The sequence below is a fragment of the Flavobacterium bomense genome (assembly GCF_003970355.1).
The window spans coordinates 19878-37743 of record NZ_RYDJ01000018.1 but is presented as its reverse complement, the minus strand read 5'-3'; the positions used below and the strand labels follow the sequence as shown (position 1 = coordinate 37743).

At 36.4% G+C, this 17866-nt stretch carries 15 protein-coding genes; 14 read left to right on the top strand and 1 reads right to left on the bottom strand.

Annotated features, from left to right (window positions below; translation table 11 throughout):
• Positions 1-11: 11 nt before the first annotated feature.
• The 12 genes from EKL98_RS13450 to queA all read left to right on the top strand — a co-directional run bounded on the left by EKL98_RS13450 (position 12) and on the right by queA (position 15214).
• Complete coding sequence (locus EKL98_RS13450) at positions 12-1265, top strand: dicarboxylate/amino acid:cation symporter (protein ID WP_126516157.1); 1254 nt, start codon at positions 12-14, stop codon at positions 1263-1265.
• A 373-nt stretch (positions 1266-1638) separates the two neighbouring features.
• Positions 1639-2466, top strand: a complete 828-nt coding sequence (locus tag EKL98_RS13445; protein ID WP_126555003.1) for a prephenate dehydratase — start codon at positions 1639-1641, stop codon at positions 2464-2466.
• 70 nt (positions 2467-2536) lie between these two features.
• The gene (locus EKL98_RS13440; RefSeq protein WP_126457421.1) at positions 2537-3682 is read left to right on the top strand and encodes a pyridoxal phosphate-dependent aminotransferase; all 1146 of its coding nucleotides are present in this window, start codon (positions 2537-2539) and stop codon (positions 3680-3682) included.
• Between the two features lie 3 nt (positions 3683-3685).
• Positions 3686-4543 carry a prephenate dehydrogenase gene (locus tag EKL98_RS13435; RefSeq protein ID WP_126562872.1) on the top strand — a complete coding sequence of 286 codons (858 nt, stop codon included), beginning with the start codon at positions 3686-3688 and terminating at the stop codon, positions 4541-4543.
• An 85-nt stretch (positions 4544-4628) separates the two neighbouring features.
• Positions 4629-5711: a bifunctional 3-deoxy-7-phosphoheptulonate synthase/chorismate mutase type II gene (locus EKL98_RS13430; protein WP_126457419.1), complete on the top strand. Its 1083-nt coding sequence runs from the start codon at positions 4629-4631 to the stop codon at positions 5709-5711.
• A 201-nt stretch (positions 5712-5912) separates the two neighbouring features.
• The gene (gene rsgA, locus EKL98_RS13425) at positions 5913-6890 is read left to right on the top strand and encodes a ribosome small subunit-dependent GTPase A (RefSeq protein WP_126562871.1); all 978 of its coding nucleotides are present in this window, start codon (positions 5913-5915) and stop codon (positions 6888-6890) included.
• A 45-nt stretch (positions 6891-6935) separates the two neighbouring features.
• A complete protein-coding gene (gene dtd / locus EKL98_RS13420) occupies positions 6936-7388 on the top strand; it encodes a D-aminoacyl-tRNA deacylase (protein ID WP_126562870.1) in 453 nt (150 codons plus the stop codon).
• A gap of 117 nt (positions 7389-7505) precedes the next feature.
• Positions 7506-11312, top strand: coding sequence for a type ISP restriction/modification enzyme (locus EKL98_RS13415; RefSeq protein WP_126562869.1), 3807 nt, complete (start codon positions 7506-7508; stop codon positions 11310-11312).
• Between the two features lie 2 nt (positions 11313-11314).
• Positions 11315-12304, top strand: coding sequence for a virulence RhuM family protein (locus EKL98_RS13410; protein ID WP_126562868.1), 990 nt, complete (start codon positions 11315-11317; stop codon positions 12302-12304).
• Positions 12301-12627 carry a nucleotide pyrophosphohydrolase gene (locus EKL98_RS13405; protein ID WP_126453086.1) on the top strand — a complete coding sequence of 109 codons (327 nt, stop codon included), beginning with the start codon at positions 12301-12303 and terminating at the stop codon, positions 12625-12627. Before EKL98_RS13410 ends, EKL98_RS13405 begins: the two co-directional genes overlap by 4 nt.
• A 120-nt stretch (positions 12628-12747) precedes the next feature.
• Entirely contained in the window at positions 12748-13965 is a 1218-nt protein-coding gene (gene aroA, locus EKL98_RS13400) for a 3-phosphoshikimate 1-carboxyvinyltransferase (protein WP_126562867.1), read from the top strand.
• A gap of 199 nt (positions 13966-14164) precedes the next feature.
• Positions 14165-15214, top strand: a complete 1050-nt coding sequence (queA, locus tag EKL98_RS13395) for a tRNA preQ1(34) S-adenosylmethionine ribosyltransferase-isomerase QueA (protein WP_126453091.1) — start codon at positions 14165-14167, stop codon at positions 15212-15214.
• 527 nt (positions 15215-15741) lie between these two features.
• On the opposite strand, the gene EKL98_RS13390 is transcribed toward queA, so the two are convergent.
• Positions 15742-15978 carry a hypothetical protein gene (locus EKL98_RS13390; RefSeq protein ID WP_126562866.1) on the bottom strand — a complete coding sequence of 79 codons (237 nt, stop codon included), beginning with the start codon at positions 15976-15978 and terminating at the stop codon, positions 15742-15744.
• A 42-nt stretch (positions 15979-16020) separates the two neighbouring features.
• Between EKL98_RS13390 and kynU the strand changes: the two genes are divergently transcribed.
• Both kynU and EKL98_RS13380 read left to right on the top strand, forming a co-directional pair.
• A complete protein-coding gene (kynU, locus tag EKL98_RS13385; RefSeq protein ID WP_126562865.1) occupies positions 16021-17307 on the top strand; it encodes a kynureninase in 1287 nt (428 codons plus the stop codon).
• 101 nt (positions 17308-17408) lie between these two features.
• Positions 17409-17816, top strand: a complete 408-nt coding sequence (locus tag EKL98_RS13380) for a glycine zipper family protein (protein WP_126457412.1) — start codon at positions 17409-17411, stop codon at positions 17814-17816.
• The last annotated feature ends 50 nt before the right edge of the window (positions 17817-17866 follow it).

The window sequence follows — 17866 nt, the reverse complement described above, 5'->3', positions numbered from 1 at the left end:
ACTATATGAACATGAATTTGAAAAATACACAATCAGGGAGTTTCTTGAAAAACTACAAAAGTATTTTATTGCTGCTTGGCGGAATTTTGGCAGGAAGTATATTGGGTTTAGTTTTTGGAAAGGAAGTAGAAGTGATTAAACCATTGGGCGATATATTTCTGAATTTATTGTTTACCGCCATTATCCCTTTGGTGTTTTTTACGATTGCATCTTCGATTGCCAATTTAGAAAAATCAGAGAAACTGGGAAGATTATTTGTAATTGTTATGGGAGTGTTTTTAAGCACCGTATTAATTTCTGCCATTTTGATGCTGGTTGGTGTCCTGTTATTTCCCATTCATCAAGACATCATTATTTCAAAAATACCGTTAGAAAGTATACAAAGTACAAATACAGGTTCACAAATTACCCAATTGCTTACAGCGGGGGATTTTTATGAACTGCTTTCTCGAAAAAGCATGTTGGCCTTAATCATTTTTTCCTTTCTAATAGGGTTTGCCGCCCTGCGTTCCGGAGAAAAAGGAAAAGATTTCAGCAGGTTTTTGAATTCAGGCAATGAAGTGATGAAACAATTGTTACACATCATCATGAAAACGGCTCCAATAGGTTTGGGGGCTTATTTCGCGTATCAGGTTGGAATTTTTGGACCGCAATTATTTGGAGCTTATGCAAAACCTTTGGGGCTTTATTATGCGGTTTGTGCTTTCTACTTTATTGTGTTTTTTAGTTTGTACGCTTTTATCGCTGGAGGGAAATTAGGATTTAAAGTATTTTGGAAAAATAATATTACGCCTTCCTTAACCGCATTGGGAACTTGCAGCAGCATTGCCACTATTCCTGCCAATCTGGAAGGTGCCGAAAAAATGAATATTCCGGCTCACATCAGAAATGTAGTTATTCCACTGGGTGCGCCTTTGCATAAAGACGGATCCAGTATGTCATCTATTGTGAAAATTGCGGTAATTTTCGCCATGTTCGGAAAAGATTTAACGGACCCAAATACCTTATTAGTGGCGTTAGGAATTACAGTAATTGTTTCGGTAGTTGAAGGTGGAATTCCTAATGGAGGTTATATAGGAGAAATTTTGGCGATTACCGTTTATGGTTTCCCAATGGAACAAGCTCTTCCAGCTGCAATGATTGTGGGGACTTTAGTAGATCCAATGGCGACATTGCTAAATGCGAATGGTGATTTAGTGTCGGCGATGATGGTTGCCCGAATTTCGGAAGGAAAAAAATGGCTTGCTGAAAAAGTAGTTGTATAAAACCACTTTTTTTAGCCGGTTTCAATGGTATAGTTTTAAAAACAGTAAAATAGCAACGACTTATTGGTGTTTTAAAGACCTTTTTTTAATTATTACATAATTAATAACCAGTTTTTTAGCGAATTCTTTTTTTGTTCAATAAAATCAGCCTTTTTTTTTGGATAGCTGGAAATTATGTATACATTCGCAGAGTAATTAATACAAAAAACAACAGCATGTTGAATAGCCGATTTTATTTTAGCAACTCTTATTATTTCTTCTGGAAGGTCGAAAGGGATTGTTGTATGGTTATTTGATTATAAAATTAAATTGATACTATAAATATACAATCCCGATGTAAATCGGGATTTTTTTTTGCTTAAAAAGGTGTAAAATGAATGAAATAATTGGAATACAAGGCATAACGGGTTCTTTTCACCATCAGGTGGCGCAAGAATATTTTCATCAGGCGGTTGCTTTAGATGAATGTTTGTCCTTTGAAGAGTTAGTGGATAACCTACTCTCCGGTAAATCAGATCAGGCAGTTATGGCTATAGAAAATTCTATTGCGGGCCCAATTATTCCGAATTACGCATTGATTGACAAGAATAATTTACACATTATTGGGGAGCATTATTTAATAATTCATCAAAATTTAATGGCCTTAAAAGGGCAGAAAATAGAAGATATTTTGGAAGTACATTCGCATCCTATGGCCATTTTGCAATGTATGGAATTCCTTAAAAAATATCCAAATATAAAATTAGTCGAAGATAAAGATACTGCCGAAACGGCACGTAGAATTCAGGGAAATCAGTTGAAAGGGATTGCTGCAATTGCCAGTATTACGGCGTCGAGAATGTATGATTTAGAAATTTTGGCTCCGGAGATTCAAACGATTAAAAATAATATGACACGTTTTGTGATTATCAAAAAGGAAAATTCATTTGTTCCGGAAAACGAAATTAACAGAGCGTCCATCAAATTTGAATTGGATCACAAACGGGGAAGTTTAGCGGCAGTTTTGAATGTGATGAGCGATTGCAAATTGAATTTAACAAAAATACAATCGTTACCAAAAATAGAAACGCCTTGGAAATATTCGTTTTTTGTCGATGTCACTTTTGAAAAATACGAAGATTATGCGAAAGCAAAGTCGCTATTGATCATTATGGCAGAATATTTCAAAGTGTTAGGCGAATATAAAAACACAAAATTATAAAGCCCTTAACCCCAACCCCCGAAGTGGGAATTAGATTAAGATCGATTTACAAGAAATTTAAAATAGAAGAATGATTACTATAGCGAAACGTCTCGAAATAATTGAAGAATACTATTTCTCCTCAAAGTTGAGAGAAGTAAGGCAACTGGCTTCTGAAGGGAAACCCATTATCAATATGGGAATTGGAAGTCCGGATTTACAGCCGTCACAGGCGGTAATTGATGCAGTGGTTCTGGCAATGCAAGAGGAGAATGCACATCAATACCAAAGTTATCAGGGGTTGCCAGAGTTGCGGCAAGGTATGGCTGATTTTTACAAAAACAATTACGGAGTTGCGTTGAATCCGGCTAACGAAATTTTGCCTTTGATGGGTTCCAAAGAGGGAATTATGCATATTTCACTGGCTTTTTTGAATGAAGGCGATCAGGTACTGATCCCAAATCCAGGATATCCAACCTATACTTCGGTGACAAATTTAGTGGGAGCAGTTCCGGTTTATTATGACTTAAAAGAAAACAATAACTGGGAGCCGGATTTTGAAGCTTTGGAAAAATTGGATTTGTCGAAAGTGAAAATCATGTGGATTGGGTATCCGCACATGCCAACTGGAGCCAGAGGAAGTCTGGCATTGTTTGAAAAATTAGTGACTTTTGCCAAAAAGCATAACATTTTATTAGTCAACGACAATCCGTATAGTTTTGTTTTGAACGACAATCCGATGAGTTTGTTGCAAGTAGCAGGTGCAAAAGACGTGGTTTTAGAATTGAATTCTTTGAGTAAGACTTTTAACATGGCGGGCTGGAGAGTGGGAATGCTTCTGGGAAATGCAGCTTGCATTGATGCCGTTTTGAAAGTGAAAAGCAACATGGATAGCGGTATGTTTTACGGGATTCAAAAAGGAGCAATTGAAGCTTTAAAAAGTGACAAAACTTGGTTTGATTCGATGAATGCGATTTATAGAAAACGCAGAATTCTTACCGAACAACTGGCTGAGAAATTAGGCTGTAAAGTTTATAAAGAAGGAGTTGGATTATTTGTTTGGGCAAAATTGCCGGACGGAATCACATCGGCGGAGAAATTCATAGATGAAATTTTATATGACAAATCTATTTTTATTACACCGGGAACCATTTTTGGTTCTAATGGAGAAGGTTACATCCGATTTGCATTGTGTGTAAAAGAAGAAAAAGTACAGGAAGCAATTGATAGATTTTAATAGATGAATATACACGTAATAGGAATAGGATTGATAGGCGGTTCAATGGTATTGGACATTAAAGCACTGCATCCGGAAGCCAAAATTTATGGAATCGATACTGATGAAAATCATTTGCAGGAAGCAATAACTTTGGGAGTTGTTGATGCTGGTGCGACATTTGATGATTTAGTTGATGCAGATTTTGTAATCGTTTCTGTTCCGGTTGACGTTGCATTAAGTGTTTTACCAAAAGTACTGGATGTTATTGGTGAAAATACGATTGTTTTTGAAGTAGGTTCGACAAAAACGCCTATTTGTGAAGCGGTTGCTAATCATCCTAAGAGAAGGAATTTTATTGCAACGCATCCTATTGCAGGAACGGAGTTTTCAGGACCATCGGCAGCGATAAAAGGATTGTTTCAAGGGAAAACGAATATCATTTGTGAGGTCGAAAAAACAACGTTTAAATTGCAGGAAAAAGCGTTGGATTTGTTTAAGGCAATGGGAATGCGGATTCGGTATATGGATCCAAAATCACATGACAAACATATTGCTTATGTGTCGCATTTATCCCATATCAGTGCATTTATGCTTGGAAAAACGGTAATTGACAAAGAGAAAGACGAGCAGGATATTTTTGATATGGCGGGTTCTGGTTTTGAAAGTACGGTTCGTTTGGCCAAGAGTTCACCGGCAATGTGGACACCAATTTTTAAACAGAACAGGAAGCAGGTTGTGAAAACATTAGAGGAGTATATTTCTAATTTGTCAAAGTTTAAGGAATTATTAGAGAAGGAAGATTATGATGCGATTTACCATGAAATGCAAAGTGTGAATAAAATAAAAGAAATATTAAACGGAATAAATATAAAAAAGTAACCAGCATTTTTTCAGAAGCTTCAGGAGCAGGTTACAGTTAAAGTAAACAACACAGAATAAAATAAAAAAACTAAAATTAGAAAAGATGGAAAACAAGAAAGAAATGAGAAATTGGTTGAATGAATTCAATTTGACTCATCCATTTGTGATCGCAGGACCTTGTAGTGCTGAAACAGAAGAGCAAGTATTGAAAATTGCACATGAATTGAAAGACTCTGACGTAAGTGTTTTTAGAGCAGGAATTTGGAAACCAAGAACGCGTCCGGGAGGATTTGAAGGAGTAGGAGCAATAGGACTTAAATGGTTGCAAAAAGCAAAGGCAGAAACCGGCTTGCTTATGGGAACCGAAGTAGCGACTGCAGCGCATTGTAAATTGGCTTTAGAGCATGATATTGATGTATTATGGGTTGGAGCCCGTACAACTGCAAATCCGTTTGCGGTGCAAGAAATTGCTGATACATTAAAAGGAACCGATAAAATTGTATTGGTCAAGAATCCAGTAAATCCAGATATGGCTTTGTGGCTGGGTGGTGTGGAACGTTTGCATGCGGCAGGAATTAAGAATTTAGGCGTTATTCACAGAGGTTTTTCTACGTATGAAAAAACGAAATACAGAAACATTCCTGAATGGCAGATAGCTATTGAATTGCAAAATAAATTCCCTGATTTGCCTTTGATCATTGATCCCTCCCATATTACAGGAAACCGTGAGATGATTCTTGAAGTGACTCAAGAAGCATTAGATCTGAATTACGACGGTATGATTATCGAGACGCATACTGATCCGGATAATGCCTGGAGTGATGCAGCGCAACAAGTGACGCCAGATGCTTTGAAACAGATTTTCAAAGATTTGAAAGTGAGAAAAGTAAGTGGTGATACGGACGAGTTTGCTAATAAAATGACAAAATTGAGAGCGAATATTGATGTTCTGGATTCGAATTTATTGGAATTGTTAGGCAAAAGAATGAAAGTGGCTGACGAAATTGGTCAAGTGAAAAAAGACGCTAACGTTGCTGTATTGCAAAACAATCGTTGGAACGAAATTTTAGGAAAAATGATTTTGGAAGGCGAGAAGAAAGGGTTGACAGAAGAGTTTGTACTAAAAATGTTCAAAGCGATTCACCAGGAAAGTATTGGTCACCAAGAAAAAGTACTAAACGCTTAGTCCGTATTTTTTAAATATAAATCCCTGCAGCTTTTGTCAAAAGTTGTGGGGATTTTCTATTTTTAATTGTATGTAAAGTTGCTCAAAGTGAAAAACTTTAAACTTTTAAACTTTAAACCTAAAACAAAGAATTATCTTTGCAAAGTCTTAGATTTTAAATCAGAAATCTAAAATAGTTAATCTTCAATCAAATAATCCTTTATGACAGGACTCGTTTACAAATCTACAGGAAGTTGGTACACCGTAAAATCCGAACAAGGGGATTTTATCGAATGCCGTATGAAAGGGAAATTCCGAATTAAAGGAATCAAAAGCACCAATCCTATTGCTGTAGGCGATCTAGTGGATTATGAACTAGAAGAATCATCCGATACTGTTACGGGAACCATTCATAACATTCATGACAGAAAGAATTATATCGTTCGGAAATCAGTGAATTTATCCCATCAGATGCATATTATTGCGTCTAATATTGACAGGGTTTTCTTGCTGGTAACCATCAATAATCCGCCAACGACTTTTAACTTTATTGACCGTTTTCTGGTTACTGCCGAAGCGTATGGAATTGAAACCATACTGGTTTTTAATAAAATTGACACTTTCGATGACGCCACGCTTGATGAACAATTGTACATGCAGCATGTGTATCAGGAAATTGGATATAAATGTTTGCGCGTTTCTTCGACTGAAATGAAAGGAATAGAGGAATTGAAAGAAATGATGATTGGGAAAGTGAGCATGTTCTCTGGACATTCCGGAGTTGGGAAATCGACTTTGGTAAATGCGATGGAGCCTTCTTTACATTTAAAAACAAAGACAATTTCTGAAGCAAGTAAACAAGGGCAACACACGACGACTTTTGCCGAAATGTATGATTTGTCTTTTGATGCCAGAATTATCGATACGCCCGGGATCAAAGGTTTTGGAATCGTAGACATGGATGCAGCAGAAATCAGTGGTTATTTTCCTGAATTTTTTAAGTTGAAAGAGCAATGTAAATTCAATAATTGCTTGCATAAAGATGAGCCGCATTGCGCTATTAAAGGGGCTTTAGAAAAAGATGAAATCGCTTGGTCCCGTTATAGAAGTTACCTTAAAATTCTGGAAGGAGACGATGAAAATTACCGTACTGATATTCATAACGAGGATCGAATAATCAGTGACAAAACAAGGGAATAGTAGAGATGCGATTTATCGCGTCTATTTTACATAGAATATAAAATAATGAAAATCGTCCTTCAAAGAGTTTCCCAAGCCTCCGTAACCATCGATAATAAAGTCGTAGCCGATATCCAGAAAGGATTGTTGGTTTTGGTTGGGATTGAAGATTTAGACAATCAAGAAGATATCAATTGGTTAGCTTCAAAAACAGTCAATATCCGTATTTTTGGAGATGAAAATGACGTTATGAATCTATCTGTCAAGGATACAGATGGCGATGTTATTGTGGTAAGTCAATTTACTTTGCACGCCGCTACTAAAAAAGGCAATCGCCCTTCCTATATCAAAGCTTCAAAACCAGAAATAGCTATTCCATTATACGAGAATTTTGTGCTTCAGTTGGAGAAAGAATTGGGTAAAAAAGTACAAACTGGCGTTTTTGGTGCAGATATGAAAGTACTTTTGCTGAATGATGGTCCTGTAACGATAGTAATTGACAGTAAAAATAGAGAGTAGGTTTCCGTAGAGTTCTACAAACATAAAAAGTAAATACCGGAAATTGTTATAAGAAACACCTCACTGAAGGTGTTTTTTTAGGTTCCAATTCTTTACATTTGTTCAAATACTACTGAGATGACTTTAGAACAATACATTCAAAATATAAATTCCGCCTACAAAAGAGGTAATGCAACAGAACACACCTATCGTGGCGATTTGAAGCAACTTATCGAAAGTATTGTTCCGGATGTTGCCGCAACCAATGAACCCAAACGACAACAATGCGGAGCTCCAGATTATATTATCACCAAAAAAGATATTCCAATTGGGTTTATTGAGGCTAAAGATATTGGCGACAAAGATTTATCGGGTGCAAAGAAAACGGGAAACAAAGAACAATTTGACCGTTATAAAAACTCGCTAAACAATTTAATTTTTACCGATTACTTAGATTTTCATCTTTATATCGATGGTGTTTTTATAACAAAGATCGCCATTGCCGTCCTTCGACAAGCTCAGGATGACAATAAAATAGAAATCATTCCTTTACCGGAAAACTTCGCAGCTTTCACCAACCTTATTAAAGATTTTTGTATTCACAGTAGTCAATCTATAAAAAGTTCCAAGAAACTGGCAGAAATGATGGCGGGAAAAGCCCGATTGTTATCAGATGTGATTGAACAAGCTTTGACTTCTGACGAAAATAATAGTGAAGACAGTACGTTGAAAGACCAAATGAACGCTTTCAAAGAAATCCTAATTCACGATATTACACCCAAAGGTTTTGCCGATGTCTATGCACAAACCATCGCATACGGTATGTTTGCCGCGAGATTGCACGACCCAACGTTACCTACTTTTTCCAGACAAGAAGCCGCCGAACTAATCCCAAAATCCAATCCGTTTTTGCGAAAACTCTTTGGCTACATCGCAGGACCGGATCTTGACGACCGGATCAAATGGATTGTAGATTCTTTAATAGATATTTTCTTGGCATGTAATGTGGAACAAATCTTGAAAAATTACGGCAAAAGCACCAAAATGGAAGATCCAATAATCCATTTTTATGAAACGTTCCTAAGTGAATACGATCCGAAATTACGAAAAGCACGTGGCGTTTGGTATACGCCAAAACCTGTAGTGAATTTTATCGTTCGTGCCGTTGATGATATCTTGAAAACGGAATTCGATTTGCCGCAAGGTTTGGCAGACACGAGCAAAACAAAGATAAAAATTGACCTTCAAGGTAAAAAAGTAGATCAAGAAGTGCATCGCGTTCAAATTCTGGATCCAGCAACAGGAACCGGAACTTTTCTGGCTGAAGTAGTCAAACACGTTCACAAAAAATTCAAAGGACAACAAGGCGTTTGGAGCAATTATGTAGAAACGCATTTATTGCCCCGATTGAACGGATTTGAGTTATTGATGGCGAGTTACGCTATGGCGCATTTGCAAATGGATTTACTGCTGACTGAAACCGGATATTCCCCGCCAACTGGAGGGGTGCCCAACGGGCGGGGTGGTTCTTCTCAGCGTTTAAAGATTTACTTAACCAACTCTCTTGAAGAAAGTCATCCTGATACTGGAACATTATTTGCCAATTGGTTGAGTTCCGAAGCCAATGAAGCCAATTTCATCAAACGTGACACGCCAGTCATGTGTATTATTGGGAATCCTCCTTATGCTTCAAGTAGTACAAATAAAGGAAAGTGGATAGAAAGTTTAACCGCTGATTATAAAAAAGATTTAAAAGAGAAAAGTTATAATTCTCTTTCTGACGATTATGTCAAATTTATTAGATATGGTCAGCATTTTGTTGATAAAAATGGAAGTGGAATTTTAGCCTACATATCAAACAATAGTTTTATTGATGGGATTACACATAGACAAATGCGAAAAAATTTATTGGAAAGTTTTGATAAAATTTACATTCTCGATTTACACGGAAATGCAAAAAAGAAAGAAGTTTGTCTTGATGGTTCTGCCGACCAAAATGTTTTTGATATTATGCAAGGTGTTTCTATTAATGTCTTTGTAAAAACGGGAAAGAAAAAGAAAAATGAATTAGGTAAATTATTTCATTATGATTTACAAGGAAAACGGGATTTTAAATATGATATTTTAAACGAGAATTCTTTAAAATCATTTGAATGGAATATTATAGAAAATAAAGGGCCTAATTATTATTTTACCAACAAAAACTTTGAAGGAGAAAAGGAATATGAAAATGGGTTTTCAGTTTCAGAACTTATGAAAAATTTAAATCCAGGAGTTGAAAGTGGAAGAGATGATTTTTTTATTGATTATAATTTAAACGATTTAAACGAAAAGTTAGAAATTGTTTTTAATAATAAGGATTCACAAGAAATTAAAATGAAATTTGGAATTAAGAATTCTGGAAGTTTTCAATTTGAAAATAATTTAAATAATTCTGTCTTTAATTCTAAAAGCATAAAGAGAATAAACTACAGACCTTTTGATATAAGATATACTTATTATGATACAAAACTACAAAGAAGAGCAAGCTTTGAAACTTTTAAACATATAGTAAAAGGTAGTTTAGGTTTAATAATAAAAAGAGGTTTTGATGAAATAAATTCTGCACCAGTCTTTATTACAAATATAATTTCTGATAGACGTGGATGGTCAAGGTCAGGCATGCAGGGTGCAGAAAGTATTGCGCCATTATATCTCTACCCCGAAACGAACGGACAACAACAATCCCTGTCAGGGTTCGAATCCCTGACAGGTTTGAACGAACCTACCGAAATTTCAAAAAGAATTCCCAATCTTAACGCAGAAATCGTCAGTCAAATCGCCAAACAATTAGGCTTGACTTTTGTTGCTGAAAAAGAACCAGAAGGCAATGTTTGTATGGCAAATAATTCCGAAGTTCGTCCTGAATTCAGAGAAACGTTTGCGCCAATTGATATGCTAGATTATATTTATGCCGTTTTGCATTCGCCAACCTACCGAGAGAAATACAAAGAATTCCTGAAAATTGATTTTCCAAAAATCCCATATCCAAAAGACACCAAAACCTTCTGGGAATTGGTCGAATTAGGTTCGAAAATCCGAGAAATTCATTTGCTGGAAAGCGCAACAGTAGAAGAATTTATTACAGAATTTAATATTGATGGCGACTGTGTGGTAAACAAACCACGATTTGAAAATTCCCCTCCTCCGGAGGGGTGTCCGCAGGACGGGGTGGTAAATAATCTTACCCAACAAATACACTTCATTAATAAAACCCCTATTCAACAAAACCCCATTTTAGAACTCCCTTATAATCCCAAATTAAAAGAAAGAGCCAGAGAACTTCGCCAAGCCGAAAATCTATCCGAAGTACTTTTTTGGATGCAAGTAACCAAAGGAGGATTTCATAAAATAGATTTTGACAGACAACGCATTATAGGAAATTATATAGTTGATTTTTACGTCAAAAAATTTGGTTTAGTAATCGAAATCGATGGAGCAAGTCACGATAGCAAAGAAAAATATGATGCTGTTAGAGAAGCCTATTTGATTTCATTAGGATTAAAAGTATATCATATTCCCGTTGTTGAAGTACTACAGAATATGAAAGTCGTAATGAAAAACTTAGAGCTTTTTATAATCAAGGAATATGGAAAACCATCAGAGTCGTCATTGCATAAAAAAGAAGAACCACCCCATCCTTCGGGCACCCCTCCAGTGGAGGGGAATTTAAAAACGGGTTCATGCGGAAGAGTATATATCAACGAAACCCAATATTTCGACAACGTTCCCGATGTGGCTTGGAATTTCTACATTGGTGGTTATCAACCCGCTCAAAAATGGCTCAAAGACCGTAAGGAACGCAAACTGGAATTTGACGATATTGCCCATTATCAAAAAATCATTGTAGCACTAAGTGAAACGGATAGATTAATGAAAGTAATTGATACAATAGCAATAGAATAGTTATGGAAGAAAACGTAAAAAAATTTATTTTATACACCGCACCAAGCGGAGAAATACGTGTTGATGTTTTACTGCAAAACGAATCGGTATGGCTTTCGCAAAAAGCAATGGCGTTATTGTTTGACTGCAGTGCAGACAATGTTTCATTACACTTAAAAAATATTTTTGAAAGTAAGGAATTAGAAGAAAATGCAGTTACCGAGGTTTTCTCGGCAACTGCATCAGATGGTAAAACCTACAAAGTAAAACATTACAGTCTTGACGCAATAATTTCTGTTGGTTATAGAGTAAACTCTACCAAAGCTACACAATTCAGGATTTGGGCAACCCAGACTTTAAAAGAATATATTATAAAAGGGTTTGTGCTTGACGACAATCGTTTAAAACAGGGTCAAGCAATTTTTGGAAAAGATTATTTTAAAGAATTATTGCAAAGAGTTCGTTCGATTCGCGCAAATGAAAGAAGAATTTACCAGCAAGTAACGGATGTTTTTGCTGAGTGCAGTATTGACTATGACAGCAATGCCGATATCACAAAAAATTTCTATGCCACAGTTCAAAATAAATTTCATTTTGCTATAACCGGTAATACTGCTGCCGAAATAATAGCCAAAACTGCCGACGCCGAAAAGGAAAATATGGGATTAACGACTTGGAAAAACAGTCCAAGTGGAAGGGTTTTGAAATCGGATGTGGTAGTTGCCAAAAATTATTTACAAGAAAAAGAAATTAAACAATTGGAGCGCACCGTAACGGGTTACTTTGATTACATAGAAGGATTGATAGAGCGAGAGAATACTTTTACGATGAGTCAATTGGCAACAAGTGTGAATAAATTTCTAAACTTTAATGATTATAAGGTTTTGGATGGTAAAGGGAAAATTTCTAAAATACAAGCTGATAAAAAAGCAATCGCTGCCTATGAAGCCTTTAATAAAACACAGAAAATAATTTCTGATTTTGATAAAGAAATAAAAAAACTAAAAAAATGAACCTAAAAAATTCCCAACTCGACGTAGATACTTGGATCAAAGAACACGGCGTTCGTTACTTTAACGAATTGACCAATATGGCGCAGCTTACCGAAGAAGTAGGGGAAGTGGCCCGAATCATCGCCCGTCGTTACGGCGAACAATCCGAAAAAGAAAGCGATAAAGACAAAGACCTTGGTGAGGAATTAGCCGATGTAGTTTTTGTGGTATTGTGTTTAGCCAACCAAACCGGAATTGATTTACAAGCCGCCTTTGATAAAAAAATGGATCTAAAATCCATTCGAGACAAAGACCGTCACAAAAACAATGAAAAACTCAAATAATTTGTGAAGTATAAATTATGAATTATAAATGCGGAGTGGTAAATTGCGACTCAAAAATTATTTGAGTTAAAAATGAAAGTATAATTCATATCTCATAACTCACAACCCATAATTACAAAAATGAATTTACTGTTACAAACTTCCCAATCCAATTTACAAGCTCAAATTGCAGTTACTGGCTCAAAAAGCGAAACAAACCGCTTGTTATTGTTACAGGCCTTATTCCCAAACATTACTTTGGCAAATACTTCGAACTCTGATGATAGTGAAGTCATGCAAAAAGCATTGCTAGGAAACGAGGAAATAGTTGACATTCATCATGCAGGAACAGCCATGCGTTTCCTGACCGCTTATTTTGCTGTGAACGAAAGCCGCGAAGTAGTTTTGACTGGTTCGCAAAGAATGACGGAGCGCCCTATAAAAGTTTTGGTGGAAGCCTTGGAACAATTAGGTGCGAAAATAACGTACGAGAAAGAACCAGGATATCCGCCCATTCGTATCAAAGGACAAAAAATAACAGCTTCTAAAGTGAACATTCCTGCCAATGTGAGCAGTCAATACATATCGGCCTTATTATTAGTGGCGCCAAAACTGGAAAACGGTATTGAAATCACTTTGGTTGGTGAAATCACTTCAGTTCCTTATATCAAAATGACCCTGGCTTTGTTGAATGATTTGGACATTAAAACCAGTTTTGAAGGGAATGTAATTACTATTTATCCAAAACAAGAAGTGGAATCGAAAGTAATGACTGTTGAATCCGATTGGAGTTCGGCTTCCTACTTTTTTAGTTTGGTTGCTTTGGCTGAAAATGTTACTATTTCATTGACCAGTTATACAGAAACCAGTTTACAAGGCGATTCGGCTTTGGTAGAAATCTATAAACAAATGGGCGTCGAAACGCATTTTGAAGGAAATAAAATGACGCTTACCAAACAAGGGAATTTCATTCCTCAAACTCTAAATCTTGAACTAAATAACACGCCGGATATTGCCCAAACGATAGTAGTTACCTGCCTTGGATTAGGAATTGGTTGCCATCTTACAGGTCTTCATACCCTGAAAATTAAAGAAACCGATAGACTGGAAGCACTACGAATTGAGCTAACAAAACTCGGAGCGAGCATATCCGTTACCAATGATAGCTTGACGCTTTTGGCTTCAAGTGAAATCAATCACAACATTAAAATTGCAACTTACAACGACCACAGAATGGCAATGGCATTTGCACCATTAGCGTTGAAAGTACCCATAATCATCGAAAATGCCGAAGTCGTTTCAAAATCATATCCGGATTTTTGGGAAGATTTAAAAAGTTTAGGTTTCGAAATTTCGTAAAAAACCCTCAATTCATTGGGCGAAAAGATGTTTCCCTTTTCCCTCTCCTTTGGAGAGGGCTGGTGTGAGGAAAAATAAATTGCAAAACACTTGACAACGCCTATCTCACAATCGTATATTTGCACACTCGAATTAAGATTGTCATCCTGAGCGCAGACGAAGGACATAACTCATAATTCATAACTTATAACTTTTTAAGATGAAACTATCACATTTTCAATTCGATTTGCCAAAAGAACTTCTTGCTGAATATCCAGCTGAAAACAGAGACGAAGCACGTCTAATGGTTATAGATCGTAAGAAAGGGACTATAGAGCATAAAATGTTCAAAGATGTTATTGATTATTTTGACGAAGGCGATGTTTTAATTCTCAATAATACTAAAGTTTTTCCGGCACGTTTGTATGGTAACAAGGAAAAAACAGGCGCAAGAATCGAAGTTTTTTTACTTAGAGAATTAAATGCAGAGCAAAGACTTTGGGACGTTTTAGTAGATCCGGCCCGAAAAATCAGAATTGGTAACAAATTGTATTTTGGAGATGATGATTCCTTAGTCGCTGAGGTGATAGATAATACTACGTCTCGTGGAAGAACATTGCGTTTTCTTTACGACGGTTCTTATGAAGAATTCAGAAATAAATTAACGGAACTTGGAGAAACTCCAATCCCAAAATACATTTCTAGAGACGTAACTCCGGAAGATGCGGAACGTTACCAAACTATTTATGCCAAAGAAGAAGGATCTGTTGCAGCGCCAACTGCAGGATTGCATTTCTCTAAACATTTAATGAAAAAACTGGAAATCAAAGGAATCAAATTTGCCGAAGTAACCCTTCACGTAGGTTTGGGAACTTTTAATCCGGTTGAGGTTGAGGATTTATCAAAACACAAAATGGATTCCGAGGAATTAAAAATCACTCAAGAAGCATGTGATATTGTAAATAACGCAAAAGTTCATAAAAAAAGAATCTGTACCGTAGGAACAACATCTATGCGTGCCGTAGAAAGTTCAGTTTCGTCACATAATACGCTGAATCCTTTTGACGGATGGACAAATAAATTTGTGTTTCCACCTCATGAATTTACGATTCCCACCTGTATGATTACTAATTTTCACACGCCAAAATCAACTTTATTAATGATGGTTTCCGCTTTTTGTGGCCACGATTTAATGAAAAAAGCATACGCAGAAGCAATCGAAAAAGAATACAAATTCTATTCTTACGGTGATGCAATGATGATCATCTAATCTGAATTCATTTCAGTCTAAATAACAAAATCTCGTCAGCAATGGCGAGATTTTTTGGTTTATTCCGAGCACAGTTTTATAAGAGTGTGCCCCAAGGGTCGCGCTGTACGCTGTATCTTTATTTTCTTAAAGAAAGAAAATAAAGGATGCCGCTTCCATCCCTCACACAAAACGTTTGGAATATGTGAGGACTTTTTTTGTAAAAGAAAGAATTTTAAAACGGCATCTCAATTTTGTGTCTGAATAAATTTGTTACAGCTATTTTTTTGTCAAGTCGAGCGCAGTCGAGATACCGCGTTGAGTTTTGACTGCGCTCGACTTAATATATATTCTGAAGCCTTAAATTGTAATTTGAAAACACTGATACCTGCTTTTTTTTAGATTTCGTAAGTCAGAGTCTGCATTCTCAGCAATACTCGTGGCTCGTATACTTGCATCTTTAGTTGCCTGAGCAATCATTTTATTTTTAGTTCGGCCAGTTTGATGTACTAATATTCCACGCCAGAATTAATCAATTCACGGGATTGTCACGATAATTCTTCAATTTTGTTTACTTCCTTAGATTGGATACTCACACTTTGAGTTAACGTGAATCCAGTAAAAATTTGCTGTCTCGTAGTTCCGTTTTTGTTATAAGTAGTTTCAAAATCTTTATTGAAATTTCCCGCAGAGAATATCATTTCATAGGCAATAACTCTTTTGCCGGATAAATAGTTTTTTCTTTTCTCTCTGTCCTCATCCAATGCGACGTTGGCCTTTTTCAAAGTGGTGCTTTTTCACTACTTTTACAAAACAAAATACAAATCATGATTTTCGAAAACACCCTTGAATTTGCAAAACACCTCGATTTACAAGATCCTTTACACAAATACCAAGACGAATTTATTTTCCCGAAGGTACAAGGAAAAAAAGTAATTTATTTTACTGGAAATTCTTTAGGATTGCAGCCGAAACGCACCAAAGCGTATGTAGATGAAGTCATGAATGATTGGGCAAATCTAGCTGTTGAAGGACATTTTTACAGTGAAAAACCATGGTGGGATTACCACGAACGATTCGCAGATCCGTTGAGTAAAATTGTTGGTGCTTTACCAAGCGAAGTTACCGTGATGAATACATTAACGGTAAATCTTCATTTACTGATGGTTTCCTTTTACCAACCTACACAAACCAGATATAAAATTATTTGCGAAGAAAAAGCATTTCCTTCGGATCAATATATGTTTCAAAGTCAGGTCGATTTTCACTCCCAAAACCTGGGGATACAACTCGAGGATGCAATTGTTGAGATTAAGCGTCGCGATGGCGAACACAACATTCGCTTAGAAGATGTGTTGGCAAAAATTGAGGAAGTAGGTGATGAGTTAGCTTTGGTCTTAATTGGGGGAGTCAATTATTACACAGGACAGGTATTTGATATGAAAACTATTACCGCTGCAGGTCATAAAGTGGGAGCCTACGTAGGCTGGGATTTAGCGCACGCCGCAGGAAATATTAAGCTGGAATTGCACGATTGGAATGCGGATTTTGCCGCTTGGTGCAGTTATAAATACATGAATTCAGGGCCAGGAAATGCTTCTGGATGTTTTATTCATAAAAAGCACCACAACAATGCAGCGTTACCCAGATTTGCCGGATGGTGGGGACATAATAAAGAACGTCGTTTCAAGATGGAACAAACCTTTGATCCTATTCAAGGCGCTGATGGCTGGCAAATTAGTAATCTTTCAATACTTTCTCTGGCGCCTTATTTAGCATCTGTAGACATGTTTGATGAAATTGGGATGGATGCTTTGATCCAAAAAAGAGATGCGATCACTTCTTATTTAGAATTCATTCTGCACGAAATAGACAAAGAAGTGGATAGTAGTTTCGAAATTATAACACCGTCAAATCCCACAGAAAGAGCGTCACAATTGTCCGTATTGCTTCATGGGGAAGGCCGCAGTTTGTTTGATTATTTAATGCAAAATGGAGTAATCACGGATTGGCGTGAACCTAATGTTATCCGCTTAGCGCCAGTGCCTCTGTATACTTCTTTTGAGGATATATATCAATTTGGGCAAATTTTGAAAGCAGGAATTCAGTCTTAAAACGGGCATTAAATAACACAAAAAATAGTTTTAATTTTATAAACGTAATTAACAGGGTTAAGCCTTTCTTTGTATTGGTACTAATTATGAAAATTAAAATTATGAAAGCATTATATTTTATACTAATAGCTGCAGGTATTGTTTCTTGTCAAAATCAAGGAAAAATGGACATTCAAAAAGCCAAACAGGCTACTGTAGACTCCATGAAAGTTGAAATCGAAAAACAAAGAGTGATCGACTCCATGCAGGTAGAAATGGTTAAAATCCAGGAAGCTAAAGTAGAAACTCAAAAAGAAGTAGTTGTTGTGGATCAACAAACAGCGGGGACTACTACAAAAAATAAAGGTTGGAGTGGTGCTGCAAAAGGAGCCGTAATTGGTGCCGGCGTTGGTGCTGCCACAGGGGCAATCATCAGTAAGAAAAAAGGACAAGGTGCTATAATAGGTGGTTTAGCCGGTGCGGGAGTAGGGGCAGGTACAGGCGCTATTTTAGATAGTAAAAAACAGTAAATAGATTTTTCAATATAGCTTGGAGTGTTTAAGTTCAAAAAGAATTTAAA

Excerpts from the sequence above, each read along its gene's own strand:
- kynU (WP_126562865.1), top strand. The coding sequence starts at position 16,021 with ATGATTTTCGAAAACACCCTTGAATTTGCAAAACACCTCGATTTACAA.
- EKL98_RS13380 (WP_126457412.1), top strand. The coding sequence starts at position 17,409 with ATGAAAGCATTATATTTTATACTAATAGCTGCAGGTATTGTTTCTTGT.
- EKL98_RS13440 (WP_126457421.1), top strand. The coding sequence starts at position 2,537 with ATGATTACTATAGCGAAACGTCTCGAAATAATTGAAGAATACTATTTC.
- EKL98_RS13415 (WP_126562869.1), top strand. The coding sequence starts at position 7,506 with ATGACTTTAGAACAATACATTCAAAATATAAATTCCGCCTACAAAAGA.
- rsgA (WP_126562871.1), top strand. The coding sequence starts at position 5,913 with ATGACAGGACTCGTTTACAAATCTACAGGAAGTTGGTACACCGTAAAA.
- EKL98_RS13405 (WP_126453086.1), top strand. The coding sequence starts at position 12,301 with ATGAACCTAAAAAATTCCCAACTCGACGTAGATACTTGGATCAAAGAA.
- EKL98_RS13450 (WP_126516157.1), top strand. The coding sequence starts at position 12 with ATGAATTTGAAAAATACACAATCAGGGAGTTTCTTGAAAAACTACAAA.
- dtd (WP_126562870.1), top strand. The coding sequence starts at position 6,936 with ATGAAAATCGTCCTTCAAAGAGTTTCCCAAGCCTCCGTAACCATCGAT.
- EKL98_RS13410 (WP_126562868.1), top strand. The coding sequence starts at position 11,315 with ATGGAAGAAAACGTAAAAAAATTTATTTTATACACCGCACCAAGCGGA.
- EKL98_RS13445 (WP_126555003.1), top strand. The coding sequence starts at position 1,639 with ATGAATGAAATAATTGGAATACAAGGCATAACGGGTTCTTTTCACCAT.
- EKL98_RS13430 (WP_126457419.1), top strand. The coding sequence starts at position 4,629 with ATGGAAAACAAGAAAGAAATGAGAAATTGGTTGAATGAATTCAATTTG.
- queA (WP_126453091.1), top strand. The coding sequence starts at position 14,165 with ATGAAACTATCACATTTTCAATTCGATTTGCCAAAAGAACTTCTTGCT.
- EKL98_RS13435 (WP_126562872.1), top strand. The coding sequence starts at position 3,686 with ATGAATATACACGTAATAGGAATAGGATTGATAGGCGGTTCAATGGTA.
- aroA (WP_126562867.1), top strand. The coding sequence starts at position 12,748 with ATGAATTTACTGTTACAAACTTCCCAATCCAATTTACAAGCTCAAATT.